Origin of the sequence: Burkholderia sp. MSh2 (assembly GCF_000731655.1) — a bacterium.
In the GTDB taxonomy this organism is placed as follows: domain Bacteria; phylum Pseudomonadota; class Gammaproteobacteria; order Burkholderiales; family Burkholderiaceae; genus Burkholderia; species Burkholderia paludis.
Window position 1 is genome coordinate 18,825 of the sequence record NZ_JPGM01000007.1, and the last position, 26,836, is coordinate 45,660.

At 67.2% G+C, this 26,836-nt stretch carries 23 protein-coding genes; 11 read left to right on the top strand and 12 right to left on the bottom strand.

Annotation, left to right across the window (positions count from 1 at the left end; all coding sequences use genetic code 11):
- Window positions 1–91 precede the first annotated feature (91 nt).
- A complete protein-coding gene (locus GQ57_RS05650; protein ID WP_034197344.1) occupies window positions 92–1,153 on the bottom strand; it encodes a ParB/RepB/Spo0J family partition protein in 1,062 nt (353 codons plus the stop codon).
- 23 nt (window positions 1,154–1,176) lie between these two features.
- Complete coding sequence (gene parA, locus GQ57_RS05655; protein WP_031403335.1) at window positions 1,177–1,839, bottom strand: ParA family partition ATPase; 663 nt, start codon at window positions 1,837–1,839, stop codon at window positions 1,177–1,179.
- Window positions 1,840–2,808: 969 nt separating this feature from the next.
- Between parA and arsC the strand changes: the two genes are divergently transcribed.
- A complete protein-coding gene (gene arsC / locus GQ57_RS05660) occupies window positions 2,809–3,165 on the top strand; it encodes an arsenate reductase (glutaredoxin) (protein ID WP_034197345.1) in 357 nt (118 codons plus the stop codon).
- A gap of 391 nt (window positions 3,166–3,556) precedes the next feature.
- On the opposite strand, the gene GQ57_RS05665 is transcribed toward arsC, so the two are convergent.
- Together GQ57_RS05665 and GQ57_RS05670 are read right to left on the bottom strand one after the other, a co-directional pair.
- A complete protein-coding gene (locus tag GQ57_RS05665) occupies window positions 3,557–3,772 on the bottom strand; it encodes a zf-HC2 domain-containing protein (protein WP_034197346.1) in 216 nt (71 codons plus the stop codon).
- On the bottom strand, window positions 3,750–4,349 hold the full coding sequence (locus tag GQ57_RS05670; RefSeq protein ID WP_031403338.1) for an RNA polymerase factor sigma-70: 600 nt from the start codon (window positions 4,347–4,349) through the stop codon (window positions 3,750–3,752). The genes GQ57_RS05665 and GQ57_RS05670 overlap by 23 nt, the downstream gene beginning before the upstream one ends.
- A 368-nt stretch (window positions 4,350–4,717) precedes the next feature.
- On the opposite strand from GQ57_RS05670, the gene GQ57_RS05675 reads away from it, so the two are divergent.
- The gene (locus tag GQ57_RS05675; RefSeq protein ID WP_031403339.1) at window positions 4,718–5,272 is read left to right on the top strand and encodes an NADPH-dependent FMN reductase; all 555 of its coding nucleotides are present in this window, start codon (window positions 4,718–4,720) and stop codon (window positions 5,270–5,272) included.
- Window positions 5,273–5,337: 65 nt separating this feature from the next.
- Here the strand turns inward: GQ57_RS05675 and GQ57_RS05680 are convergent, their stop codons facing one another.
- A complete protein-coding gene (locus GQ57_RS05680; RefSeq protein WP_034197347.1) occupies window positions 5,338–7,584 on the bottom strand; it encodes a hybrid sensor histidine kinase/response regulator in 2,247 nt (748 codons plus the stop codon).
- 481 nt (window positions 7,585–8,065) lie between these two features.
- On the opposite strand from GQ57_RS05680, the gene GQ57_RS05685 reads away from it, so the two are divergent.
- Genes GQ57_RS05685 through GQ57_RS05695 form a run of 3 tightly spaced genes read left to right on the top strand, consistent with a single transcriptional unit; the run spans window position 8,066 to window position 9,988 of the window.
- Window positions 8,066–8,434 (top strand): response regulator, encoded by a 369-nt coding sequence (locus GQ57_RS05685; RefSeq protein WP_021161390.1) that lies wholly within the window; start codon window positions 8,066–8,068, stop codon window positions 8,432–8,434.
- A complete protein-coding gene (locus tag GQ57_RS05690; RefSeq protein WP_031400830.1) occupies window positions 8,427–9,053 on the top strand; it encodes a chemotaxis protein CheC in 627 nt (208 codons plus the stop codon). The genes GQ57_RS05685 and GQ57_RS05690 overlap by 8 nt, the downstream gene beginning before the upstream one ends.
- A complete protein-coding gene (locus GQ57_RS05695; protein ID WP_031400831.1) occupies window positions 9,050–9,988 on the top strand; it encodes a GGDEF domain-containing protein in 939 nt (312 codons plus the stop codon). The genes GQ57_RS05690 and GQ57_RS05695 overlap by 4 nt, the downstream gene beginning before the upstream one ends.
- 51 nt (window positions 9,989–10,039) lie before the next feature.
- Here the strand turns inward: GQ57_RS05695 and GQ57_RS05700 are convergent, their stop codons facing one another.
- Entirely contained in the window at window positions 10,040–10,924 is an 885-nt protein-coding gene (locus tag GQ57_RS05700; protein WP_034197348.1) for an alpha/beta fold hydrolase, read from the bottom strand.
- A 191-nt stretch (window positions 10,925–11,115) separates the two neighbouring features.
- Between GQ57_RS05700 and GQ57_RS05705 the strand changes: the two genes are divergently transcribed.
- The 5 genes from GQ57_RS05705 (at window position 11,116) to GQ57_RS05725 (ending at window position 16,516) form a co-directional block, all read left to right on the top strand.
- A complete protein-coding gene (locus tag GQ57_RS05705) occupies window positions 11,116–11,448 on the top strand; it encodes a hypothetical protein (protein ID WP_031400833.1) in 333 nt (110 codons plus the stop codon).
- Window positions 11,449–11,707: 259 nt separating this feature from the next.
- Window positions 11,708–12,556, top strand: coding sequence for a presqualene diphosphate synthase HpnD (gene hpnD / locus GQ57_RS05710; RefSeq protein ID WP_034197349.1), 849 nt, complete (start codon window positions 11,708–11,710; stop codon window positions 12,554–12,556).
- A 13-nt stretch (window positions 12,557–12,569) separates the two neighbouring features.
- Window positions 12,570–13,823 carry a hydroxysqualene dehydroxylase HpnE gene (gene hpnE / locus GQ57_RS05715; protein WP_031400835.1) on the top strand — a complete coding sequence of 418 codons (1,254 nt, stop codon included), beginning with the start codon at window positions 12,570–12,572 and terminating at the stop codon, window positions 13,821–13,823.
- An 8-nt stretch (window positions 13,824–13,831) separates the two neighbouring features.
- Window positions 13,832–15,805, top strand: a complete 1,974-nt coding sequence (shc, locus tag GQ57_RS05720; protein ID WP_031400836.1) for a squalene--hopene cyclase — start codon at window positions 13,832–13,834, stop codon at window positions 15,803–15,805.
- Window positions 15,806–15,808: 3 nt separating this feature from the next.
- Complete coding sequence (locus GQ57_RS05725; protein ID WP_031400837.1) at window positions 15,809–16,516, top strand: phosphorylase; 708 nt, start codon at window positions 15,809–15,811, stop codon at window positions 16,514–16,516.
- Window positions 16,517–16,637: 121 nt separating this feature from the next.
- Here the strand turns inward: GQ57_RS05725 and GQ57_RS05730 are convergent, their stop codons facing one another.
- The gene (locus tag GQ57_RS05730; RefSeq protein WP_034197350.1) at window positions 16,638–17,558 is read right to left on the bottom strand and encodes an MlaA family lipoprotein; all 921 of its coding nucleotides are present in this window, start codon (window positions 17,556–17,558) and stop codon (window positions 16,638–16,640) included.
- On the bottom strand, window positions 17,551–20,184 hold the full coding sequence (locus tag GQ57_RS05735) for an MMPL family transporter (RefSeq protein WP_034197351.1): 2,634 nt from the start codon (window positions 20,182–20,184) through the stop codon (window positions 17,551–17,553). Before GQ57_RS05735 ends, GQ57_RS05730 begins: the two co-directional genes overlap by 8 nt.
- Before the next feature lie 314 nt (window positions 20,185–20,498).
- On the opposite strand from GQ57_RS05735, the gene GQ57_RS05740 reads away from it, so the two are divergent.
- Entirely contained in the window at window positions 20,499–21,095 is a 597-nt protein-coding gene (locus GQ57_RS05740) for an MlaC/ttg2D family ABC transporter substrate-binding protein (RefSeq protein WP_031400840.1), read from the top strand.
- A gap of 176 nt (window positions 21,096–21,271) precedes the next feature.
- Here GQ57_RS05740 and GQ57_RS05745 read toward each other — a convergent pair whose 3' ends face one another.
- The 4 genes from GQ57_RS05745 to GQ57_RS05760 all read right to left on the bottom strand — a co-directional run bounded on the left by GQ57_RS05745 (window position 21,272) and on the right by GQ57_RS05760 (window position 26,557).
- A complete protein-coding gene (locus GQ57_RS05745; protein WP_034197352.1) occupies window positions 21,272–22,453 on the bottom strand; it encodes a fimbrial protein in 1,182 nt (393 codons plus the stop codon).
- The gene (locus GQ57_RS05750) at window positions 22,441–24,999 is read right to left on the bottom strand and encodes a fimbria/pilus outer membrane usher protein (RefSeq protein WP_052001103.1); all 2,559 of its coding nucleotides are present in this window, start codon (window positions 24,997–24,999) and stop codon (window positions 22,441–22,443) included. Before GQ57_RS05750 ends, GQ57_RS05745 begins: the two co-directional genes overlap by 13 nt.
- A gap of 153 nt (window positions 25,000–25,152) precedes the next feature.
- Complete coding sequence (locus tag GQ57_RS05755) at window positions 25,153–25,926, bottom strand: fimbria/pilus periplasmic chaperone (RefSeq protein ID WP_031400843.1); 774 nt, start codon at window positions 25,924–25,926, stop codon at window positions 25,153–25,155.
- A gap of 88 nt (window positions 25,927–26,014) precedes the next feature.
- The gene (locus GQ57_RS05760; RefSeq protein ID WP_031400844.1) at window positions 26,015–26,557 is read right to left on the bottom strand and encodes a fimbrial protein; all 543 of its coding nucleotides are present in this window, start codon (window positions 26,555–26,557) and stop codon (window positions 26,015–26,017) included.
- Window positions 26,558–26,836: the final 279 nt, after the last annotated feature.

The following is a 26,836-nucleotide window of genomic DNA, read 5'->3' on the forward strand; positions in this document are numbered from 1 at the left end:
GCCCGCTCAGGCCCGCTGACGGGCCGCCGCCGGCCCTGCCCCGTCAGCGGGCGGGCCCGGCGTCCTCACCGGGCCCGGCAGGCCGTTTCCATCACTCCGACAACAGCATCCGCTCGAGCTGCTCGAGGATCGCGTCGCGCTTGTCCTTCGGGAGGCCGCGCAGGCGCAATTCGATGCGATCTTCGCCGTACGATTTCAGGTCGCCGACCGACTTGCCGCCGAGCTTGATCTCGAGACGCTGCGCATAGCGCTGGCGGCCCGCGGCCTTCGGCGTTTCCTGCGCCGCGACGCGGCCCTTCACGATGTCCGACACCTGGCGCGTGCTGAGATCGTCCGACACGATCTTGTTGATCAGCCGCAGCGTGGCCTCGGTGCCGCGTGCATTGTGATAGCGGCCGACCTGATACGCCATGTTCGAACCGAAGCGGTCGGGACGCGCGACCATCTCCTGCATGATCGCTTCCGGCAACTTGCCGATCGAGAGCGCGACGGCCACCGTCGACTCGTCGAGGCCCAGATGCTCGGAGAGTTCCTTCTGGCTCTGGAAATGCTTGTCGTCGAGGAAGCGGCGCCACACGACCGCGTTGTCGAACACCGTCTGCGAATCGCGCTGGACGTTGAGGTCGTAGCCGAGCTTGTAGCTCTGGATGCCGATCGGCACATCGATCACGATCGCCTTGACCGATTCCTTGTTCGCTTCCTTCAGCGCCCGTACACGGCGACCACCGTCGCTGACGAAATACGTGCCCGGGTTGTCGTAATCCGGAATCACGTGGATCGCCTGCTGCTGCCCCTGCTTGGCGAGGTTGACCGCGAGTTCGGCAATCGAGGACTTCAGATAGAAGTGCCGCGGGTTGAACGGGCTATGCTTGATCGCCTTCAGCGACAACTCGATTACCTGGCCCGGCGCGTAGCGATTCTCGAGACGCCACGCGCGATATTGCGGCGATTCGTCGATCGACGGATCGATCGTGAGTTCCGGAGCCGGCGGCGGTGCGATGTCTTTCTTCGCGGACCGGGCCGGAGCCGGGGTGGGCGTGTCGGACTTGACGATGCCGTCGATCGCATTGAGCCGATCGAGCGCCGTGCGCTTTTCGCTCGTCGTGATATCCGGGCGCGCTTGGAATCCTTTTGCAAATTGGGAGGGTTTCATGTGACTCCTTTGTGCGCATAAAGTCAGGGCAGCATGGCGACGATTTCGTCGGCGCATGCGCGGATTTCGGCGGCGGCCAGCTTGCCGCCGCGATCGTTCATCTGCAGCACGGTCTGACCGAGCGCCATCGCCTGCTTGTACGCTTCCCGGGTCGGGATCTGCGTTTTCAGCAACGGGAAGCCGAGTTCCTCGAGCGCGCGCTTGAGCTCGCGGGTCAGCATGCGCTTCTCTTCGGTCTTGTTCAGCAGGAAGACGGCACGGAGGTCTTCATTCATGACCTGCGCCTGCTGGATCAGTTTGACCAGCCCGACGCTCGACCAGTAATCGGCGGGCGACGACGACGTCGGAATCACGGCGATCGACGCGGCCAGCAGGACGACGCCGGATACCTTTTCAGTGATTGACGGCGGGCAGTCCACGACGATGATGTCGTAGTCGTTGATGAACTTCTTGATCTCGCGATGGATCTGGCCATCGGCTTCGGCAAGGTTGACGACCGGAAACGGGATGCCGGTTTCGCTGTCACCGGATGCGCTCGACCAGTGAACCAGTGTGTTTTGACGGTCTGCGTCGATGACGAGGACGCGCTTCCCTTTTTCATGGAACGCGGCACCGAGGTGCATGGCAATCGTGCTTTTGCCGACGCCACCTTTTTGTTGAGTGACTGCAATGATTTCCGCGGCCAATTTTCACTCCTATTTTGGTCGTTGGAATTCTACAGGACGATATTTGGATTTCAATGAAATTGTCGTTCAGCAACTACGCATTGGCCATTCGGCTAGCGGTTTATGCGCATAAACGAACCGGTGTCGGGCGATGGCTCGATCGGAAGGCGTGGACGACGGCTGGAATGTTCGACGAGCGACGCGAAGGTTGCGTCGTCACGCGGGGCGATTTCGTCGAGCGCAGGGAATCGCTGCGGTATCGGAGCGGAGCATGCCGCCCTCTCGCAGGAGCGAATCGGCTGTCCGTGATGAGGCGGAGTTTGTGCGCATAAACTCCGCAGAGGCCGAGGCGATTCACTGCGCGGCAGTACAGCCTGCACGCTTTGGGATCGGGTTGCGAGCCGTACTTGCTGGCTGGGCATGCGCTGACTCGACGTGCGCCGTTGAACCCAAGTGCCTCGACACCAAGATGCCGGATGGGCGCCACGTTTATGCGCATAAACCAATGGGTGTCGGGCTGCGAGTGACGAAGCGGCACGCGCCAGCCTCGCCTGAATCTTGCGGCCAGCGGCGAAGCAACACGGCAGCATATTCAAGCGGCCATTGTGCCGGTGCGGTGGAGTTTCGGCACTCGCCTGGCCACGAAGCGCGCGGGACTTCCCCCAGTCGCTGCGGGCTTTATGCGCATAAACCAACCGACGTTCAACGCGACCGTCGACCTGGTCCAGACCGGGAAGGCTGTCGTGACGAGCCGGTATCCAGCGCTCCTTGTCGCCCTTGCCGAGATAGATGGCCAACGGACTTTATGCGCATAAACACATCGACTCGCTAGCGTTCATCCCGGTCGGCCCTTCCCTTTTGCGGCCCGCCACACCGCCCCCTCTCGTCCGAGACGCATCGACTCGGCGCCCGATCTCCAAAGGGCCGCCCCACCGAAACCCCCGAAGCAGACTGGCTACAATACGGGGCTCTACCCTTCAGGCCAGAACCATGATCACGATTTACCACAACCCCCGATGCTCGAAGTCGCGCGAGACGCTTGCATTGGTCGAGTCGCTGAACACCACCGGTGCGCCGTTGAACGTCATCGAGTATCTGAAGACGCCGCCGACGGTCGAGGCACTCGAAGCGCTGCACCGGCAGCTTGGCCGCCCGGTTCGCGACATGCTGCGTGACGGCGAGGAGCCGTACAAGACGCTGGATCTGGCCCGCGCGGATCTGACCGATGCGGACGCATACGCAGCGATTGTCGCTCATCCGATTCTGCTGCAGCGGCCCATCGTCGTTTATCGTGGCAAGGCTGCGATCGGCCGGCCGCCCGAATCGGTGCGGTCGCTGTTCGAATAATTCTTGTTCGCCGTATTTTTCTTGTCGCGTCAGCCCGGCGCCGCCGCCGCCACGCGAGGTCGGCAGGATCGCCGGGCACCCGGACAATAGTGGGCAGGCCGCCAGGGCCTGTTCACGCGAATAGCGGGCTTGCGCTGGCCCCGGAGGGGCCGAAGCGCAAGGAATGCGACGAAGCGAATACTCGATGTATTCGCGAGGAGCATGACGCGGCGATCGGCCCTTCCGAGGGCCAGCCCCACGAACGATTTTTTCCAGACAAGGGGAACGTGCCTTCGCGCCCGTATTGCGGCGTCGTTCGTCGTTGCAATAACGACGGCTATTGCGCCTCTTCTCTCCTTGCCCTGCCGGCGCAAAGGCACGTTCGCCAGCCCGTTGTTGGCGTGACCAGGCTCTAGACCGAGCCGGACGACTCGCCGTCGCCGCCGGGCCCCTGCCCCGCCGCCGCCTTCGCGGCCGTCCGCAGCAGGCCGATCTGCCCGCGATAGGCTCTGCAGCCGCTGCAAGTCGGCAGGTGCACGCGCACCTGCAGTCGCTCGTGCAGGGTCAGTTTCCTGTCGAGTGCATCCGACAGCAGTCGCGTCACGTCAGTACATTTCCCCGGCAGCATCTTCGGTCGTCAGTCCTTGTTCGCTCAGGCAGGTTCGCAGGCGCGTGCGCGCCCGATACAGCAGCACGCTGCAGTGATTCGTCGTCAGCGTCAATTCGCTGCAGATGTCGGCAATTTCGACGTCGAGAAATTCGCGCATCATGAATACGCGTCCGATCTGCTCCGGCAGGTGATCGAGGCAGGCCTGGAACAGCGTCCAGAACTGCTGCTGCTGCAACAGCGTTTCGGGGCGCGGCCACGGTCGCGGCTTCGCATGCGCGGCCCAGTGGCCGTTCTCCTTGAACAGTTCTCGATCGAGCACGGATTCCCCGTCGAGTTCGGCGTCGAGCGCGGACAGGCTCACCATCCGCTGCCGCGCACGCAGCACGTCGATCAGTTTGTTGCGCAGGATGCCGAACACCCACGTCTTGTGCGCCGACAGCCCCGCGAAATCATTCGCGTGCGACCACGCGGCGGCAAGCGCTTCCTGCACGGCATCTTCCGCCGCGTCGGCATCGCGGAGCTGGAGTCGCGCGAAGCGCAGCAGGTCGCGCCGCAGTTGCGCGAGGTAGGCCGGATCGTCGTAGGCGGACGGCATGTCTGGGTCGGATGTCTCGAGGCAGTCGCACGCGCGCCACCGAGCGGGCGCGTCGCGGTGCGAGCAGCTTACTGGGCGCAGTGCCGGCCTGCAATGCGTGTTCCGTCGCGAATTCACGAAGCCGGCCGGCGCGCTGCGCTATGCTTGCCGAAACCTGTGCCGCGTGCCGAAATCGGCCGCGCGGGAGGCAAGTCGGTCACGCTGGAAAGTCATGGCCGAGTTATCCACAATTTCTGTGGAAAACCTTGTGGAAAGTCGGCCGGCCGGCCCCGTGGGGCGGTTCGCGGGCTGGCTTGCCTATAAACAGACCTTTGTCGCCAGATCGGAAGCAATCGATCCGATTCCTCACTCATCGGAAGGAGAATGCCATGTCCTATCGCATTGCTGTGGTCGTCGGAAGCCTGCGGCGCGCTTCATGGAACCGCGCGCTTGCGCATGCCGTGATCTCGCTCGCCCCCGCCGATTTCTCGTTCGAGTTCGTCGAGATCGGCGAACTGCCGCTGTATTGCCAGGACCACGACGCGGATTTTCCGGAGGTCGCGAAGCGCTTCAAGCAGTCGATCGAAGCCGCCGATGCGCTGCTGTTCGTCACGCCCGAGTACAACCGCTCGATTCCGGGCGTCCTGAAGAATGCGCTCGACTGGGGCTCGCGCCCGTGGGGTTCCAATTCGTGGTCGGGCAAGCCGGGCGCGGTGCTCGGCACGTCGCCGGGCGCGACGGGCACGGCGCTCGCGCAGCAGCACCTGCGCAACGTGCTTGCGTACCTCGACGTCAAGACGCTGGGGCAGCCCGAAATGTTCATCAAGCACGATCCGGCGCGCATCGACGATCAGGGCCAGATCATCAGCGAGGACACCCGCAAGTTCCTGCAAGGCTTCGTCGATCGTTATGCGGGCTGGGTGCGCCTGCTGAAGTCGGCGTGACGATGCTGGCGTGAGCGCCGCACCCGCGCCTGCTCACGCCGGCGCAATGCCGCCCGCCGTGCGGGTCATGCGCCGGCGTGGCGTGCGTCGCGCGCTTCGCGGATGCCGAGCAGGATCTCGTCGAGCAGCGCGATGTCGAACGGCTTCGACAGTACGCGGACGTTGACGGTGCGCGTGCGGTCGAGCTCCTCCGCGTAACCCGTGACGAGAATCACGGGGAGCTTCACCGGCCGCTGCTCGACCGCTTCGGCGAGGTCGATGCCGTTCAGGCGGCCCGGCATGTGGATATCCGAAATCACGAGGTCGAACGCGTCGTTCGCGGCCGCGCCCTCGATCAGGCGCAATGCGTCGTCGGCGCTGGGGGCATAGGTCACGCGGTGCCCGAGCAGCGACAACAGCGCTTCGGTGCCGGCCGCGACCTCGCTGTTGTCCTCGACGAGCAGCACGTGCAGGCCGGCGAGCGCGCCCGCGTCGTGCGCGACGGCCTGCGGCCGCGCGACCACATCCTCGGCGCGCGCGCGCGGCAGGTAGAGGCGCACCGACGTGCCGGCGCCCACCGCGCTGTCGATCGTCGCGAGGCCGCCCGAACGCTCGCAGAACGCGAACACTTGCGGCAGGCCGAGCCCCGTACCCATCCCCTGCGCCTTGGTCGTGAACAGCGGCTCGAACGCGCGCGCGAGCACGTCGGGCGCCATGCCCGAACCCGTATCGTCGAGCGAGATCTGCACGAAGTCGCCGATCAGCGGAAAGCCGTCCTCGCGGCGCAGCGTCACGTTGCGCGCGCCGACCGTGAAGCGGCCGCCCGCCGCCATCGCGTCGCGTGCGTTGACCGCGAGGTTGATCACCGCGAGCTCGAGCTCCGCCACGTCGACGCGGATCGGCCAGACGCCGGGCTCGATCGCGACGACCAGCGACGATTTCGAGCCGAGCGACGTCTTCAGCAGTTCGCGGCACGTGCCGACCCACTGCCCGACGTCGATCGTCTCGTTGTGCAGCGGCTGCTTGCGCGCGACGCCGAGCAGCTGGCGCGTGAGCGACTGGCCGTTCTTCAGCGCGCGTTCGATCGCGCCGAGTTCCTTGTCGAGATGCTCGACCCCGCGCCGCCGCGCGATCTGCACGTTGCTCGAGATGATCATCAGCAGGTTGTTGAAGTCGTGCGCGACGCTGCCGACGAGGTTGCCGAGCGCCTGCATCTTGCGCGACTGCCGGTACGCCGATTCGATCGAGCGGCGCATCGAGGCCTCGGCCTGCCAGCGGTCCCACGCCTCCTCTTCCGCCTTCAGCCGCTTGAGCGACAGCCAGATCACGGACCACAGCGCGACCGACGGCGCGAACATCGAGATGAACAGTACGCTCAGGTGCTCGTACCACTCGTGCCAGATTGCCGACGTGCGGTACGCGCACGTCACGTAGACGGGATAGCTGCCGACCTGGCGATACGCGACGATCTCGCTGCTACTCGCGCCGTCGTGGCGCACGCGCACGACCCCGGCGCGCGGATCGTTGCGCGCATCGCCGAACGTGACCGCGCGATCGGTGTGCGCGAGCGCCGGCGGCGGCGGATACGACGCGATCACGGCGCCGTCCGAGCGCGAGAGCGCCATCGTCATCGGCGTGTTCGCGCCGCCGAGCAGGTCGCGATAGAACGCGTTGAAATACGACGACTTCAGTGCGATCGACACCATCCCGGCGAACGAACCGTCGCTATGGCGCCGCGCGACGCCGGTGTTGAACACGGGAATGTTCTCGAGCTTGAGCGGCCCCATCATCAGCCGCGAGACGTGTTCGATGACCTTGCCGTCGCGGATGCCGGCGAAGTCGTCGCGGTTCGCGATCGACGCATACGGCGCCGGATAGTAGAGGCTGTTGGCGAGCAGCATCCCGCTCGCGCCGAAGATCGACACGGCCGCCACCTGCGGATAGCCGCCGCCGATCGTGTTCAGCGCCTCGTGGATGTCGGATTCCCGGCCGCGCACGGTCGCGTCGTCCATGTCCTGCACGAGATCGACGATGCGCGCATCGAGCGTTTCGCTCAGGTCGAAGACCTTGAGCGCGTGCTCCTCGGCCACGCGCACGGTGCGCATCGTCACGTCGCTCGCGGCGGCCTCGCGCGCCTTCAGGTCGTTGTAAGCCATGACCGCCACGTAGATGCAGGGCAGCACGATCGCGGCGACGAGCAGCACGATCAGCGTCACGCGGCGCACCGCGAAATCGTGCTCGGGCGCACCGGACGCGTAGCTGCTGTCGTCCTGCCAGTCGTCGGCGGGCGTGGAGGCGGGGGCGTGGGAGTCGGCGGGCCGGTCGGACGTCATCGGGGAGGCTGGTGAGGCGGAGCTGCCTGTCATCATAAACGAGTTGCGACGGCCCGCCGCGCGGCCCCGGATGCACGCCGGATGCGCGCAATCCTGTCGATTCAGACAGGAGAAGTTTGTCAGATTGAAAACGCGACGAATCCGGCAGCGCAAACGTACACAAGGAAAAATTTTGCGTGCTTATCTCGAAAATGGTCGCGCCTGTTTTCGGAATGAACCGCGATCGGACCAAATCTGTCCGAAATGGTGAAAATGGCGAGTTGCATCGCCTCCCGTTTACTCCGAGAATCGCGCCTTGCTTTCCCTATGACAGATAGATGCGCCCGCCGGCGTTCGCCGTGCGGTGCGTCGCGCGCACCCGCGTCGCGTCGCCCGCGCGCGGTCGCAAGAGGGCTGCCCGCACCCGAACGCATGGCGCCTCAAGAAGCGCGCCGCGCGGTCGTTAACGCGAGAGAGACCATTCCGTATACCGCTTCGCTCCATGCCTTTGCCGATTGTAATTGCTGACGATTCGCTGCTCGCTCGCAAACTTCTGACAAAGGCGCTGCCGGGAGGCTGGGACGTCGATGTCGCGTATGCCGCGAACGGTCGAGAGGCCTTGGCGCTCTATCGTGACGGCAAAGCTTCCGTAATGTTTCTGGACCTGACGATGCCCGACATGAGCGGATATCAGGTCCTTGAGACACTGCGCCACGAAGATCTGAACACGTTCGTGATCGTGGTATCCGCCGATATCCAGCCGCAGGCGCAAGCACGCGTGCGCGAATTGGGCGCGATCGCATTCGTAGCCAAACCCGTGACGTCGGAGGCATTGCTGCCCATTCTCAAGGAGTATGGGTTGTATGCCTGAATCGGTGTTCACGGCGGAGCAACGCGACGCGTTGCAGGAAATCGCCAATCTCGCCATGGGCCGCGCCGCCGCGCGGCTTGCGTTGCTGCTCGGGCGCTTCATCGAGCTGTCGGTGCCGCGCGTGCGCGTCGTGAAATCGGCCGACGCGGGCGACACCTTGCGCGAGATGACGGGCATTCACGACAACGTGACCGCCGTGCGCCAGGGCTTCCGCTCCGACATCAAGGGCGAGGCGATCGTGCTGTGCCGCACCTCGGGCATCGCGCGGCTCATGTCGGTCGTCGACCGGACGTTCGGCGACGGCGTCTACGGCGGGATGGCGACGCCCGACGAAGTCGTGTTCGACGTCGCGAACGTGTTGATGGGCGCGTGCGTCGCGTCGATCCTCGACGAACTCGGCCGCAAGCCCGTGTTCTTTCCGCCGGGGCTGCTCGGCGCGAACGTGTCGTTCGACGACGTATTCCAGCCGGCCGAGCTCGCATGGAGCGTGGCATTGCTGCTCGAGGTGAACTTCGGGCTCGAGGATCATGCGTTCCGCGCCCACTTCGTGATGTTGATGGCCGAGGATTCGATCCGCCTGATGGGCGACGCGCTCGACGCGTTGCTGTCCGCGCTATGACGGCCGCCGCTCCGTCGCTGAGCGACCTCGTGATCGAGCGGGTGGGCTTCGGCCTGTTCGTGCTCGACCGTTCGATGACCGTGCTGATGTGGAATCGCTTCATGCAGGACCACAGCGGCATCGCGGCTGCCGACGTCATCGGCCGCAACCTGTTCGACTGTTTCCCGGACCTGCCGCGCGCTTGGCTCGCGCGCAAGCTCGAAAGCGTGTTCCAGCTCGGCAGCTTCGCGTTCAGCTCGTGGGAGCAGCGGCCCTACCTGTTCCGCTTCGAGCACGACCGGCCGATCACGGGCGGCGTCGACTTCATGCAGCAGGACTGCACGTTCATGCCGCTCACGCGCGGGCGCGACGTCGAGGCCGTGTGCGTGACGATCTCGGACGTCACGCATGTAAGCGTGATGCAGCGCGAGCGCGAGGAAGCGGTCGCGAAGCTGCGCGAGCACGCGAATCGCGACGGCCTGACCGGCATCGCGAACCGGCGCTTCTTCGAGGCGCGGCTCGGCGACGAGTTCTCGCGCTGGCAACGCTACGGCGGCGACCTGTCGGTGCTGCTGTTCGACCTCGACCATTTCAAGACGATCAACGACCGCCACGGCCATACGGTGGGCGACGCCGTGCTGCGGGAGACGGCGCGCCGCGTCGCGTCGATCGTGCGCGCGCAGGATACGTTCGGCCGCTTCGGCGGCGAGGAATTCGCGCTGCTGCTGCCGTGCACGAATCTCGACGAGGCGATGCGGGTGGCCGACAAGGTGCGCGATGCGATCGGCAGCGTGCCGGTCGACGCCGAGGGCGTCAGCGTGCCGGTGACGGCGAGCGTCGGCGGCACGTGCGCGAGCGAGGGCGCGTTGACCTGCGACGTGCTCGTCAACGAGGCCGACGCCGCGCTCTATCGCGCGAAACGGCTGGGCCGCGACCGCTCGGTCGCCTACGGATAGGCGGGCCTGCCCCGCATCGCGCGGAGCGGGCCCGCCCCGCGCGCGCCGTGCTCAGCTTTTCGCGATGTCGGCCAGCACGCCTGCCAGCACGGCCGGCTGCGACATGAACGGCGAATGGCTGCTGTCGAGCTGGTGGACGTGGGTCGGGTTGCCGGGAGCGAATGCATCGGCTTCGTCGATGAAGCGCTGCTGCAGCGCGGGCAGGATCACGCGATCCTGCAGGCACTTGATGTAGTGGCGGTCGATCGCGCCCCAGCGCGCGGCGGTCGTCGGGATCGCGGTCGCGAACGGCGCGGCCGGCACGTCGCAGGTCATCAGGTTCGCGACGGCTTCGAAGTCGGCCTGCGGCACGTCTTCGTACAGCGCGCGTTTCGTCATCTCGCGGTACGCGGCGTCGCCGTTGCGAGGATCGATGCGCAGCGCGCCCGCGACGCGCGGGCTTGCGAGCATCAGCGGGCCGAGCATCTCGCCCTTGTTCTCGGGCGCGCGCACGTAGTCGAGGCCCGGCACGCCGGTCGCGGGCATGAAGGCCGCCAGATAAACAATCCTGGCGATCTTCTCCGGCGCACGTTCGGCGACCGCCGTGATCGCGAGGCCGCCCATGCTGTGCCCGACGAGCACGACCTTGCCGCGGCCGAGCGCATACGCATCGTCCACGGCCTGCATCACCTGCGTGGCGTAGTCGTCGAGCGTCGTGTTCGCCACCGGCGACGGCTCGGCGCCGAATGCCTCCTTGTCGAGCGGCCGTGCGAGGTAGGACGCGGGAAAGCGGGCGTGGATGCCGTGCGCGGGCAGGTCGCGCGCGATCGACAGGTAGCCGCGCGCGGCCAGCGCCGCCGCGACGTGCGCGTAGCACCACGCGCCATGCCAGGCGCCGTGCACGAGCACGAAAACCGGATGATCGGACTGCGAGGGGGCGATTGCGTGGGTCTCCATGATGTCCGTATATTTTGAGAAAGCTGTCATCTTAGACGAACCCGACCGCATCCAGATGCGGCCGCGCGGCGCGGTCGCGGCGCCGCGCGCGTGTCGTCCCGCTTGTCTCGTGCCGGCCACATTTCGTCCGGAACCGATTTGAATTTTTCGCGAAGCGCGCTAATTTGTTGCTTTGCCTGCGATTGCGCCCCATGAACGTCGACTATCTCTTCTACCGGAAGCCGGACAAGCCCGGCCCCTACTCGCTCGACGACCTGGGCGACGTCGCGCCGCCGATCGGCCCGGGCGACCTCGTGCGCGCGGGCATCGCGCGCGTGTTCGAGCAGATCGACTGGCGCGAATCGCCCGACGTGCCGGGCGCATGGTTCGGCACCGGCGGCGCGGTGTTCCAGTTCACCGCGGAGCCCGACGGCGGCGTCACGAGCTTCATGGGCTCGCGCCTCGAACGCCGCTCGATGCTGCAGCTCACCCGCGAAATGGGGCTCATTGCGCTCGACCTGCAACGCGACATCGTGTACGGCTGACGCGCGGCCGGCGTCCGTTTCCGCGCATGCAGGGCGCGCCGGCCCGCCGACGGCGTCCGGCAGGCCGCCGGACGCGGCGCGCGCCCGCCATCGAACTTCAAAGATTGCTATACTTCCGCCCAATTCCGGCTTCCAGCCGGTAATTTGCGCCTGTCTGCGTCGATCGTTCGACTATCCCGCACGCATTTGACACCCTGGCCATCCCGGCCGGGCATGGCTTCTTCAATCGCCCCGCGTGGGTGTCTCCGTGGAGCTCGTCTTGGCCGTTTCCCATTCCGTCGTGGACGAACAAGAAACCGATGCCGCTGCCGTCACTTCGGGCAGCTCCTTCTATCTTGCGATGCGCATCCTGCCTGCGACGCAGCGCGATGCGATGTTCCAGGTCTACGCGTTCTGCCGCGCGGTGGACGATATCGCCGACAGCGACCTGCCGCGCGCCGAGCGCAATGCGGGCCTCGATCGCTGGCGCGCGGACATCGACGCGTGCTTCGCCGGCCGGCCGCCGCGCCACCTGGCGGCGCTCGACCGCGAGATCCGCGCATTCAACCTGCAGCGCGACGATTTCCACGCAATGATCGACGGTATGGCGATGGACGCGGCCGAGGACATCTGCGCGCCCGACGAGCCGACGCTCGACCTCTTCTGCGATCGCGTGGCGAGCGCGGCCGGCCGGCTGTCGGTGAGGATTTTCGGGATGCCGGAAGCCGAAGGGATCAAGCTGTCGCACCATCTCGGCCGCGCGCTGCAACTGACCAACATCCTGCGCGACATCGACGACGATGCGGCGATCAACCGTTGTTATCTGCCGCGCGAGCTGCTCGCGCGCGAGGGCATCGCGATCGCCGATCCGGCGACGATCGTGCGCGATCCGGCGCTGCCGCGCGTGTGCGCGACGCTCGTCGAGCGTGCGCTCGAGCATTTCCGCCAGGCCGACGCGGTGATGGATACCTGCGCGCGTGCACAGGTGAAGGCGCCGCGCATCATGTCGGGCGCGTATCGCTGCATTCTCGACGCCGCGGTTGCACGCGGCTTCGCCGCGCCGCGCGCGCCGCTGCGCAAGCCGAAAGCGCGCATGCTGATGATCGCCGCGCGCTACGCGCTGTTCTGAGCCGACCGAGTCGATGCCCAGGACCGTCCACGTGATCGGCGCCGGCCTTGCCGGCCTGTCGGCCGCGGTCGAGCTGCAACGCCGCGGGCGGCGCATCGTGCTGCACGACGCCCACGCGCATGCGGGCGGCCGCTGCCGCTCATGGTTCGACGGGACGCTGAACACGACGCTCGACAGCGGGCTGCACACGGTGTTCGCGGGACAGACCGCGACGCAGCGCTACCTGCGCGGGATCGGCGCGGCCGGCCAGCTCGCGGGGCCCGCGCTGCCTGAATTTCCGGTCGTCGACGTCGCGTCGCAGCAGCGCTGGACGCTGCGCTTCGGCGCCGGGCGCTGTCCGTCGTGGCTGTTCGACGCCGCATCGCGCGCGCCGGGCACGACGCCGCTCGACTACCTCGCGCTCGCCCCGCTCGCGTGTGCGCGGATGGGCCGCTCGCTCGCACAGACGATGCGATGCGACGGCGTGCTGTGGGAACGCTGGCTGCGGCCGTATTGGCTCGGCGTGCTGAATGTCGAGCCGCGCCACGCGAGCGCCGAGCTTGCACGCGCGGCGCTGTGCGGTGCATTTGCCGCGGGCGGCGCCGGTTGCCGTCCGCTCGTCGCGCGTCACGGGCTCGGCAGTGCGTTCGTCGATCCCGCGCTGCGGATGCTGCAGCACGGCGGCGCGCAGATCCGGCTGAACTCGCGGCTCGACGCGCTCGAATTCGGCGCGCACGGCAATGCGGTCGACGCGGTGGCGATCGGCGGCGAGCGCATCGATCTCGCGCCGGGCGACGCGGTCGTGCTGGCCGTGCCGCCCGAGGTTGCGCAGCCGCTCGTGCCCGAACTCACCGCGCCCGATACGTTCAGCGCGGTCGTCACCGCGTATTTCGCGCTCGAGGCGCCGGCCGGCGGCCCGCTGCAGACGGCCGTCGTCAACGGCGTGGTCGATGCGGTGCGCACCGGCGGCGGCCCGCTCGCGGCGACGATTCGCGACGCCGGCCGCTGGCTCGACACACCGCGCGATACGCTCGCGCGGCGCATCTGGGACGACGTCGCGCGCGTGACGGGCGCGAACCCGGAAACCATCCCCGCGTGGCAGCTCGTGGTCGAGCCGCGCGCGGGTTTTGCGGCGGTGCCGTCGCAGGAAATGAAACGTCCGGCCGTGCGTACGCGCTGGACCAATCTCGTGCTGGCAGGCGACTGGATTGCCACCGGCTTGCCCGCCACGATCGAGGGCGCGATCCGCTCCGGCCAACTGGCCGCGGACGTGCTCCAGACACACTAGAGGGACCGATGAACGATCTCACCGAAATGGCTACCCTGTCCGCCGGCACCGCGCCGGCCGGCGTCGACGCGGCCGTCGCGCGCGCGACCGACGCGCTCCTGGCCGCGCAGAAGGCGGATGGGCACTGGGTCTACGAACTCGAAGCCGATTCGACGATTCCCGCCGAATACGTGCTGCTTGTCCACTATCTCGGCGAAACGCCGAACCTCGAGCTCGAACGGAAGATCGGCCGGTATCTGCGCCGCATCCAGCAGGCGGACGGCGGCTGGCCGCTGTTCACCGACGGCGCGCCGAACATCAGCGCGAGCGTGAAGGCGTATTTCGCGCTGAAGGTGATCGGCGACGACGAGAACGCCGAGCACATGCAGCGCGCGCGTCGCGCGATCCACGCGATGGGCGGCGCCGAGATGTCGAACGTGTTCACGCGCATCCAGCTCGCGCTGTACGGTGCGATTCCGTGGCGCGCGGTGCCGATGATGCCGGTCGAGATCATGCTGCTGCCGCAGTGGTTCCCGTTCCATCTGTCGAAGGTGTCGTACTGGGCGCGCACCGTGATCGTGCCGCTGCTCGTGCTGAACGCGAAGCGCCCGCTCGCGAAGAATCCGCGCGGCGTGCGCATCGACGAGCTGTTCATCGACCCGCCCGTCAATGCGGGGCTGCTGCCGCGCCAGGGTCACCAGAGCGCCGGCTGGTTCGCGTTCTTCCGCGTGGTCGATCATGCGCTGCGCGCGGTCGACGGGCTGTTCCCGAGCTACACGCGCGAACGCGCGGTCCGTCAGGCCGTGGCGTTCGTCGACGAGCGCCTGAACGGCGAGGACGGCCTCGGTGCGATCTACCCGGCGATGGCCAACGCGGTGATGATGTACGACGTGCTCGGCTATGCGGAAGATCATCCGAACCGGGCGCTCGCGCGCAAGTCGGTCGAGAAGCTGCTCGTCGTGCACGAGGACGAAGCGTATTGCCAGCCGTGCCTGTCGCCGGTGTGGGACACGTCGCTCGCGGCGCACGCGCTGCTGGAAACGGGCGACGCGCGCGCGCAGGAAGCCGTGCTGCGCGGCCTCGAATGGCTGCGCCCGCTGCAGATCCTCGACGTGCGCGGCGACTGGATCTCGCGCCGGCCGCACGTGCGGCCCGGCGGCTGGGCGTTCCAGTACGCGAACGCGCACTACCCGGACGTCGACGACACGGCCGTGGTCGTGATGGCGATGGACCGTGCGCAGAAGCTCGAGCAGTCCGATACCTATCGCGAATCGATGGCGCGGGCGCGCGAATGGGTCGTCGGCATGCAGAGCAGCGACGGCGGATGGGGCGCGTTCGAACCGGAAAACACGCAGTACTACCTGAACAACATCCCGTTCTCGGATCATGGCGCGCTGCTCGATCCGCCGACGTCCGACGTGTCGGGCCGCTGCCTGTCGATGCTGTCGCAGCTCGGCGAGACGCCGCTGAACAGCGAGCCGGCGCGCCGCGCGCTCGACTACATGCTGAAGGAGCAGGAGCCGGACGGCAGCTGGTACGGCCGCTGGGGGATGAACTACGTGTACGGCACGTGGACCGCGCTGTGCTCGCTGAATGCGGCCGGCCTGACGCCGGACGATCCGCGCATGAAGCGCGGCGCGCAGTGGCTGTTGTCGGTCCAGAACAAGGACGGCGGCTGGGGCGAGGACGGCGACAGCTACAAGCTGAACTATCGCGGCTTCGAACAGGCGCCGAGCACGGCGTCGCAGACGGCCTGGGCGCTGCTCGGCCTGATGGCGGCCGGCGAGGTGAACCACCCGGCGGTGGCGCGCGGTGTCGACTACCTGATCGCCAGCCAGAACGACGAGGGCCTGTGGGACGAGACGCGCTTCACGGCGACGGGCTTCCCGCGCGTGTTCTATCTGCGCTACCACGGCTATCGCAAGTTCTTCCCGTTGTGGGCGCTCGCACGCTACCGCAACCTGAAGCGCGACAACGCGACGCGCGTCACGGTCGGGATGTAACGCGTGGCGACGCAACAGCACACCGGCGCGTTGCCCGTCATCGCCGTGACGGGGATGGCGTTCGAGGCGCGCATCGCGCGCGGCGACGGCGTCGAGGCCGTGTTCGCCGCGCGGGCCGACCGGCTCGAGCGTGCGCTGGCCGATGCGACCGCGCGCGGTTGCGCGGGCATCGTCAGCTTCGGCACGGCGGGCGGGCTCGCCCCCGATCTGGCGCCCGGCGCGCTCGTGATCGCGAACGCGATCGACGGGCCGTTCGGCCGGGTGGAGACCGACCCGGGCTGGAGCACGCGGCTCGTCGCCGCGCTGCACGACACGCCGGTCTGGGCGCGCGTCACGCGCGGCACGATCGCGGCCGTCGGTGCGCCGGTCGTCAGCGAACAGGAGAAGACGGCGCTGCACCGCGCGAAGCGCGCGCTCGCCGTCGACATGGAGTCGCACATCGCGGCGGCGTTCGCGGCGTCGCGCGGCGTGCCGTTCGCGGTGTGCCGCGCGATCGTCGATCCGGCGTGGCGCACGTTGCCGCGCGCGGCGACGGCCGGCCTGCGCGACGACGGCAGCACGGCGATCCTGCCGATCCTGCGCGAGCTGCTGAAGCAGCCGTCGCAGCTCGGGCCGCTGCTGCAGGTTGCAGGCGATGCGCGCGCGGCGCGCACGACGCTGATCCAGGCGCGGCACGCGTTCGAGCGTGCGGGCGCGATGCGGATCGTCTGAGCGGCGCGCGCCGCTTTTCCCGCCCTTCCCTTTCCTTCCCGGTTCCCCGTTTCTCGCGGACAAAAAAAGCGCGCTGCGTAATGCAGCGCGCTGTGTCTTTGCGGCGGTCGCCGTTGCGGCGCTACTGCGCGGCCGGGCTGCTCGCAGGCGTTGCCGGTGCGGCCGGTGCAGCCACCGGCGCGCTCGCCGGCGCCGCATGGTCGGCACCCGGATCGTCATACTGCGGCAATCCCGGCGCGGCCGGTGCGTTGTTCGGTTCGCCCGGATCCTCGTAGTTCGGCAGCCCCGGCGCGGCCGGCGCGGATGCGGGCGCGCCGCCCGATGCACCCGGTTCGCTGTAGTTCGGGAGTGCAGCCGACGACGACTGGCTGCGATAGGTCAGCGACTTGCGCTGCTGCAGGTACGCGTCGCGCACGAACGAATACGGATCGAGCGCGGCCTGCTTCAGCAGGTCGGTCGCGCCGAGCAGGTCGGAGCGCGCGCTGATGAACTGCGCGATGTACATCGGGTTGCGCGCGGCCGGCTCGATGTAGTTGAGCAGGTTGAAGCGCACGTCGACCGCGCGGCCCACGCCGTCGCGGAACGTGCTCGGCCCGAACACCGGCAGCACGAGGTACGGGCCCGACGGCATGCCCCAGCGCGCCATCGTCAGGCCGAAATCCTGGTGATGCTTCGGCAGCCCGGCCGGCGTCGCGATGTCGATCAGGCCGGCGACGCCGAACAGCGAGTTCATCGTGATCCGCATCAGATCCTGCGTCGCATCGGTAATGCGCAGCTGCAACAGGTTGTTCGCCATGTTGCCGAGATCGCCGAGGTTCGAGAAGAAGTTGCTGATCGCGGTGCGTACCGGTGTCGGCGTGACCTTCTGGTAACCCTTTGCGATCGGCTGGGCGATGTTCGAATCGACGGTGTCGTTGAACTTGTACATCGCCCGGTTCATCGGTTCGAGCGGGTCGTCGGGATTGCGGTTCGGTCCCGTCGCGCAGCCGGTCAGCATCGCGCTGGCGGCAACGGACGCCGCAATGATTCGCACCTTATTCATTGATTCCTTGCGATTGGTTCTTGGCGCGTTTGACGCGCGGTTTGCCCATCAGGACGGGCTGGAACACCACGGCGCCGATCAGCGTGCAGGTCAGGGCCAGCGCGAGCAGCTTGCCCATGCTCGACGTGCCCGGGTGGTGCGACAGCCACAGGCTGCCGAAAGCGGTCGCCGTCGTCGCGGCGCTGAACAGCACGGCATGCGTGAGACTGGAGTGCAGCAGCCCCGTCTGCCCCGCGCGCCATGCCATCACGAAATACACCTTGAACGCGACGCCGACGCCGAGCATCAGCGGCAGCGCGATGATGTTCGCGAAGTTGAGCGACATGCCGAGCACGACGCACATCTCGAGCGTCACGACACCCGACACGAGCAGCGGCACCAGCGTGCGCAGCACGTCGCCGAAGCGACGCAGCGTGATCCAGAGCAGGATCGTGATCGAGATGATCGACCACAGCGCCGCGTGCAGGAACGCGTTGATGATCGTGTCGGCCGAGTGCAGGATCGAGATCGGCCCGCCGATCGCGCCCGGCTCCGCGGCTTTCACGGCCTTGGCGAAACGGCGCAGCATCGTGTCGTCGTTCGGGTCGACGCCCTTCGGCACCTTCGGCGAGATCTGCACGAGCGCGTGGCCGTCCGGCGCGACCCAGTCGCGCACGAGCTGCGGCGGCAGCGATTCGCGCGCGATGTCCTGCGGCTGCAGCAGCGAGGCGAGCTGGTCGAGCGCGATGCGCAGCGTGTCGGAGAACGCACGCTCGGCGCGGTCGCGCGTCGCGGCGTCCGCGGCGGCGAGCTTCGCGAGCGACGCCGACAGATGCTGCGCGGCCGCCGCGCCCGGGCCCGGGTGATCCTCTGCCGCATAGCCCAGCAGGTCCGACACGCGCTTGAGCGCGGCGACGCGCTGCGCGTCGGTCGCGGCCGGCGCGGCCGGCTGCGTCAGCGCGGGCAGCAGATCGCTCGCGGCCGCGGCGATCGCCGCGCGCTTGGCCGGCTGGTCGGCGGGGATGAAGGTCGACAGCGTGGTCGTGCGGCCGACTTCGGGCAGCGCTTCGAGGCGCTTCGCGGCCGCGTCGGCGCCGGCGAGCGACGGGGCGAGCAGCGTGACGTCGTTGACGGCCGCTTCGGGCGAATCCTTCAGCGCGAGCAGCGTCGCCATCGATTCGCTGTTCGGGTCCTTCAGGTGCAGCGGGTTGAAGTCGAAGTGCAGGAACGCGAGCAGCGGCAGCGCGCCGATCACGACCAGGAGCGTGCCGATCAGGATCGGCTTGCGGTGGCGATCGAGGTAATCGTCGACCGGCGCGAGCCACGGGAAGCCCGGCGTCTTCGATTCGCCCGGCGGCGCGAACAGGCGCAGCAGCGCGGGCAGCAGCGTGAGCGTGGTCAGCAGGGCGACGAACATCCCGACGCCCGCGATCAGGCCGAGCTCGGACACGCCGCGATAGGCCGTGGGGATGAACGAGAAGAAGCTCGCCGCGACGGCCGCGGTGGCCAGCGCGAGCGGCATGCCCATCGAGTGCGCGGCGCCGATCAGCGCGTGATCGATGCGCGGATCGCGGAAGCGTTCCTCGCGGTACTTCACGCCGTACTGGATCGAGAAATCGACGCCGAGGCCGACGAACAGCACCATGAACGCGACCGAGATCATGTTCAGCGAGCCGACCATCGCGAGGCCGAGCGCGGCGGTCACGACGAGGCCGACGAACAGCGTGACCAGCACCGAGCCGATCATCCGCTTCGAGCGCAGCGCCAGCCACAGGATGACGAGCACGGCGACCAGCGTGAGGGCGCCGTTGAGCGCGGCGCCGTCCTCGACCGACGCGAATTCGTCATCGGCGAGCGGCTGTTCGCCGGTGAGGCGCACGGCCGCGCCGTAGCGTTTCTCGAGGTCGAGCGAACGGGCCGCGTCGCGGATCACCTGGCTGGTTTCCGCGCCGGCCTTCAGCGCACCGTAGTTGACCACGGGCTGCACGGTGACGAACGCGCGCGCGGGCTGCCGCGCCGCGTCGCTGTCGACCAGCGCGCGCCACGAGAACGCGGCCGGCTTGCCGGCCAGCACGTCGTCGACCGTCGCGGCGCTGCGCGCGAGCAGCTTCGCCATCGCGGGCAGTTTCACCTGGCCGGTCAGCAGCGGCTGGCCGAGCGTGGTGGACAGCGTCGTGGCGAGCCCGGTCAGGCTCGGGTTCTTCGCGAGTTCGTTGACGAGCGGGCGCGCGCTCGCGAGCTGCGAGGTGGTATCGGCGACTTCCTGCGGCGACAGGAACAGCAGCCCATTATGTTCGAAGAACGGCCCGCCGCCGGGCTCGGCGACCTGGCCGATGCGGCCGGCGTCGGCATCCTTCTGCAATGCAGCGGTCAGCGCGTGGGCGGCGGCGTTCGCGAATTCGGGCGCGGGCGCCTCGACGACCGCGAGGATCGTGCCGTCGCGCTGCGGGAAGGCCCGATCGACGGCCTGGCCGAGCGCGGCCCATTGCGGTTCCGCATCGACGAGCTTGCTGATGTCGGTGTTGATCTTGAAATGCTGCGCGACGTACACGCCGCTGAGCGCGGCGATGACGAGCGACAGGACGACGACCCAGACAGGGCGGCGCACCGACCACGCAACGAGTCGGACAATGAGAGAAGTCACCATGTGGCGGTGGGATGGGGCTGGCAAGGGCAAAGTAGCCAAGTATACCGGCGCGGCGTGGCGGCGGTCGTGACGTTGCGGGATTCGGGGCGGGAAGGATATTTGTTCGTGGCGGCGGAATCGGCGCGGGCGCCGATTCATTTGTATGAGGATATTGGCATAATCGGCGCGGTCCTGCTTTGCCGAGGCCGTAACGGGCCGAGTCGAAAGGTAACAGTCGGTCACGGCGCGGCGACCGGGCGTCAGGCCCGGTATACTTTGCGGCGTCGACGGGCACAAGGAGCCGGTCGTTTTTTCTTATCGAGTGCGATATCCGTATGAAACGTCATCTGTTTGCTTTCGTCGCGGCGGCCGCCGTGTCGGTTTCCGCTTTCGCGCAGAGCGCACCGGTCGATATCGTCCGCACCGCGGTCGAGGGCACCGTCACCGCGATGAAGGCCGATCCGGCCGCGCGCGGCGGTGACATGGCGAAGGTCACGCAGGTCGTCGAGCAGCGCTTCCTGCCCGCGACCAACTTCGAGCGCACGACCCGCATCGCGGTCGGCGACGCATGGAAGCAGGCCACGCCGCAACAGCAGCAGGAGCTCTACAAGCAGTTCAAGCTGTTGATGACGCGCACCTATGCCGCGTCGCTCGCGCAGCTCGGCAGCCAGGACGCGAAGTTCTCGTTCAAGGCCGGCGGCGCGTCGGGCGCCGACGCGCTCGTGCAGTCGACGGTCACGACGCCGGGCGACAGCCAGTCGGTCGGCTATCGCCTCGGCAAGGTCGGCAACGACTGGAAGATCTACGACATCGACATGTCGGGCGCGTGGCTGATCCAGGTCTACCAGGGCCAGTTCAAGAGCCAGCTCGCATCGGGCGGGATTGATGGCCTGATCGCGTATCTGCAGAAGCACAACTCGCGCACGAACTGACCGGCCGCTGCGCGGTTCGGAATCCGGATGCATGAGGGGCGCCCTCCGGGCGCCCTTGTCTGTTACCCGGGGCGGGCGCCTGGTGAGCAGCCGAACGACCGATGCGACCGCGCGCCCGGTCGCGCACGCTCAAGTCCAGGCCACCTTCGCGCACATCAAGGCTCGCTGTGCGTGGCCTACTGATACGTCATGGTGAAGGTCAGCACCGCGTTCGCGCTGCCGGGCGTCACGGTGGCGGCCGTCTGGTAGTACCTGGCCGTGAGCGGGATCGTGTAGGAGCCGCCCGTCGATTGGTTGTAGCTCGTCAGCGTGTACTGCGTGTTGTATGTCAGCGCATTGCCGTTGCCGTCCTTCAGTTGCAGTCCGATACCGGTGGCCGTCGAACCGCTCGACAGCGCCAGCACGCCGTTGGTGCTGTCGAGTACGGCATTGACCGGGATGAACTGGTACTGGATCGAGTTCAGGCCTGTCGGGCAGGCGTTGACCGCGACGTTGAACGAGACGGCCTGCTTGTTGGTCGAGCCGATGCCCGTGAATTCCGACTGCAGGGGTGAACCCATGTTGACCGTCACGTTCGGCGTGGTGCAAGCCGCCACGTTGACGATGGTCGAGGTCAGCGCATACGACACATGGTTCGAAGCGGAGACCGTAAACGGGCCGTTGATGTTTGCGCCCCCTGTCGAGGGCGCTCCCTCGAACAGCACGCCGCCCGTCACCGTGCCCGCCGTGATGGCGCCGGTCTTGACCAGCGCCACCTGAGCCTGGCCACCGTTGGTGACCAGACTGCTCGTACCGTTTTGGTTACAGGCCCACCCGGCCCAGGGGCTGGGTAGCGGCGGCCTCGGCGTGCCGAGATCGTCCCATGGCTGCCATCCACAACCGTTCGCATAGGAACGCACGCCGATCGCGACACCGACGCCCGGCACATTGGTATTCCAGACCGTATAGGCCACACCGTTCGGCCCGGCCACCGTCATGCCGGTCTTGGTCAACGACAACGCTTCGAAGGCCATACCCGAGAATGCAGAACCCGACACGGTGCAACTATAGAAGTTGGTGACGGCCGGAGTACTGGCCCAGGCAGTCAGCACCGTACCGATCGCGGCGTCGCGCGGGATCGTCACCGAAGCCGGCATCGAGATCGTCACCGTCTGCGCCGTGCCCGTGCAAACGGCGCTCTGCGCGAACGCGGCGCGCGAACCCGGACCAAGCATCAACGCTACCAGCGCGAGCAGCCAGAACACCGCGCGGCCCCAGCCGCGCGCCGATTTCGCCTGCCGGCGCGTCGCGGTCGAATATTCGTTTCGTTTCATGACCTCTCCCAGTTTCATCGCACCCGCATCGCTCATTTCGTGCATACCGCCTCCGCCTCGGTCCAGCTTTGCCGGCTCGTCTTGCTCGCCGGCGCAAGCGTGTAGGACAGCGAACAGCCCTCGGCCGCCGTGTCGCCCCACTTCACGTTCAGCGTGCCGGTATCCGTCTTCACGCCGCGCAGGACGACGCGGCCATCCTGTGCCACGGTGCCGACGTTCTGCCCCGCCGCGTCGCTCACCTCCGCGCCGAACGGAACCGGCTCGCCGTCCGTCGTGCGCGCGCGCATGATCACCGCGCGCCCGCCGCCTTCGGTCTCGAACTTCAGCCGCACCACCGCGCCCGCGGTTGGCGCGACGTGCTGCGCGCTCGACTTCAGCTCGACACTCATCGGCACGCCCTTGGGATCGATCTCGACCTCATTGGTCGAGAATGGCGTGAGGTTCGCCGCCAGCGCATGGCCGAACGGATCGATGCGCAGGCCGCTGCCGGTCGTCACGCGCGCTCCGCTCGCATCCTTGGCCTCGACGATCGCCAACGTTTCGCCCATGGTCGGCGTCAGGACCAGGCCGCCGGCGTAGCCCACCATGCCGCCCGAGATACCGCCGCCGTACTGCGTGAATCCGGTGCCCTTCGACGCATTGCCCGCGAAGGTCGCATAGGGCGACAGGTAGGACGCGCTGCCGCCCACGCTGGTGGCTGTAGCCGCGCCATTGCCGCTGGTGTGGCCGATGGTCATGCCGTAGCTGAGTGCGTTGTCGACGCCGAGCGAACCCGCCATCGACTCCTGGGCCACGGTCGCGCCGTTGCTGTCGTGCTGCAGGCTGGTCGACGCGTACACCGAGTGCGAACCGAGGTTCAACGGTATCGATACATTCAGCAGGAAGCGGTTGTCCCAGCGGTTTTGCGTCACGTCGAACTGGCGCGCGGCCGATATGCCGTAGTTGACGCGCCCGAAATTGTTGTTGTAGCCGGCCTGGAACTGCGTGTCGTTGCCGCCGCGATTCCAGTAGGTGACGGTCGAGCCCGACAGGTAGAACGATCCCCAGCCTTCCGGCAGGCGCTGGTTGAGCATCACCTGGAACTGGCCACGGAGCCTGTTGCTCGACGTCTGGCCGTTCACGCTACTCGCCGGTTGTTCACGGAACTGCATTGCATCCTGCAGGCCCAGGTAGCCGCTGCTCGAATAGCGATAGGCAGCCACCGCGATATTGGTGTCGGTCCGACTGATCAGCTTGCTGTACGAGAGCTTCACGCTCTGGCCGTGACGCGTATCCATCGCCGGCAGATCGGTGTTGGCCTGCGTGATGTCGAGGGCGAACGCGCCCAGCCCGGTATTGAGCGCGGCGCCGACCACGCTGGCCAGATAGCCGGGGGCGACCGTCACGCCGCCGTAACCCGTGATCAGGTTGGTGAAACCATGTTGCGCGGTTGCCTGAAACAGCGCCGGCTTGCCCGGCAGCAACGGATTGCGATACTCGCCGGCCGTCACGCTGAAATGCGTGATGCCGGGCCGCAGCGAATTGACGGCCGTCGCATACGGCACCTTGAAGGTATGGACGCTGCCGTCGGCCTCGGTCACGACGACGTCGAGATCGCCGCCGTAACCGGTCGGATAGAGATCGTCGATCACGAACGGGCCGGTTGCGACGTTCCCGCTGTAGATGATGTTGCCGTTCTGGCGCACCTGCACCAGCGCATTGCTGTTGGCGATGCCGTGGATGGTCGGTGCGTAGCCGCGTTGGGATTCCGGATACATGCGCTCGTCGCTGGCGATCCGCACGCCGCGAAAGCCCACGCTGTCGAACATCGTGCCGTCGGTGAACGCGTCGCCGATCACGAGTTGCGCCTTCAGGCGCGCGATCGAGCGCTGCAGGCTGGTCTGCACGCTTTGATAGTGCGAACCGCCATGCGTGTCGTACGTATAGTTGCCGTTGTGGCGGAAGCGCCAGGGGCCGGCATTCAAGCCGGCGGTCAGGCCGAGGAAGGCCTGGGTCGACGACGAGCCCGGATTGTCGGAATGGTACAGGTTGCCGCTGTACGACAGCAGCGCGGCCGGCACGCCCTCGTCCCAGTAGCGCGGGTCCACGTAGCCGCGCGCGTCTCGGCTGAGCGACGCCTGCGGGATGCTGACATCGAGCCTCTGCTCGCCATTGTCGAAGCTCGCGAAGGCGTCCGGTACCAGCATGCCGATCGTTGTGCAGGCCTGGCGATCGTCCGTCAGCATGCGCGTCGCTTCCTGCGACAGCTTCGCGATATCGACCCCGACCTGTTGCAGCAGTTCGCGATCGAAGCAGGGCTGGACGTTGTTCCGGTCGGTGCCGATCTGGCGCAGCGTGATCCCCGTGCGACCGATCCAGTTCGTGTTGACGAACAGGTCGACGCGATATGAACCCGGCTCTGCCACATTGCCCTTTTCGAAGCGGCTGACATCCACCCGCGTGCTGCCCGGGCGTTGCAGGAACTGGTCGTCGAACTGGACCTCCGCCACTTGCGTGGCGCCGGCTCCGGCGTCGACGGTTGCCGCCAGCGCGTCCACCGACGCGAACACCGACAGCGCAAGCATGAAGCACGGGCGCAGACGCCAGCGCATGGACAAAGGCAAGCTGGAAATGCGTTGAATCACGATAGTCAGCCGAGCGTGAGCAAGCCTGCACCCTGCCCGGGGCGAGCATGCTCGATCTTGCGTTTGGAGGGGCGTGGCGCGCTACCCGCGCCTTGCGCGACGGAGGGGATCGGCCGTGCGTTACGGCGCCGGCGCGGCAGCGCCGGACTGCAACGGCGCCGTGCCGTTGACCGCACCGCCGTAGTCGTTCAGCGTCGTGTAGTGCACGCTGGCGCCGGCCGCTTCGGGCACATCGCCCTTCAGCGGGAACGCGCGCGTTTCGCCGGGGCCGACCATGCCGCCGTCGTCGAAGACCGCGCTGCGCTCGCCCGCCTGGACGCTGATCATGGTCAGCGACACATGGAACGGCGTCGGGTTATTCGCCTCGATGGCCGGCTTGCCGCCGGCCCGCGTGAGGCGCCAGGTGAGCTGTGCCGGCGCGTCGGCCGACGATCCCTTGAGCTTGCCCGGGCGATAGAACAGCTTGATGCGCGAGCGGAACGCGAGCTGGATCCGGTTCAGGTCCGCGTCCTCCGCTTTCGGTTTGGGCGGCACTTCGAGCACGTTGAGCCAGAACACCGACTCGCGATCCGCCGGCATCGGTTCGCCCGTATAGACGATGCGCAGCGTCTGCGCCTTGGACGGATCGATTCGCGCGATCGGCGGCGTGACGATGAACGGCACCTTGATACCGGTCGGTGCGCCGTGCACGTCGCCTGAATCGATCCACGACTGCACGAGTGCAGGCGTCTGCCCTGCATTCGACAGCTTGAGCGTGACCTCGGATTCGCCTGCATCGTAGATCACGCGCGTGCCGCCGATGACCACCGACGCGTCGGCGGGCGTTGCGAGATAACTGAACCATGCGATGCCCGCGGCGGCGAACGCGAATCGGAGTGATTTTTTCAAATTCATGGCTGAAATGATTCAGGTACCTTGCATGAGGTGGGGAGCGAATTCACGCCGCCCCACCTGTTACTTGTATGGACAACTAATCAGTTGGTCACTGATAAATGAGCGAGTACATGACGCTCGACGTCGCCGCGCCGGCCGTTGCAGCGCCGGTCGCAACGTATTGCGCGTAGTAGTTCAGCGTTGCCGCGCCGGCGGCACTGATGGCGGCCGACTTCGAGTTCTGCGATGCGTCCGGTGCGCCGAGCTGGATTCGCGAGTAGTCGCTGTTCAGCAGGCCGATCTCGACGTTGGTCGCGCCACCCGTGGCCACGATCAGGTTGCCGGTGGCGGAGTCGACCGTCGGGCCCGGTTCGAAGTAGGTGTGGACGTTGCCCGACGCGGGCGTACAGGCCGTGAGCGCAATCGAGAAGCCCTGGCGGCCGGCATACTGGCCGGCGGTGGCCAGCGCGCTGGTCGATACCGGCAGCAGCGTGACACTGAAGTTGTTCGAGCCGCTGCCGTTGCCGTTGATCGTGCAGGTTTGTGCGGTCACGCTGCCGTTGAACGTAATCGTGCCGTCTGCCGCGGACGCGATCGAGGAAACAGTGGCAGCAGCCACGAGCAGCAGGGTGGAGATGAGCTTGGTTTGCATGGTTGTCGGTTTCGGAAATGATCTGGATGGACTGACGACGCCGAGGCGCTTTTCACTCGATAACGCCACGCGACATCCAACGGCAACCCGGTGAGGCGTTGTGCAGTCGAAAATTATGTTCTCGACTGGGTTACATTTGGACAGGGCTGGATCTTACCGACCGCGACACGCTGCTGTATGAACAATTGTGACTTGGCGATGCACAACGAATGTGCGCTGCGGTGTTCGACCGAACGGCACGGGCGCCGGCGGGCCGTTGCTCGTTGCCGCGCGTCGCCA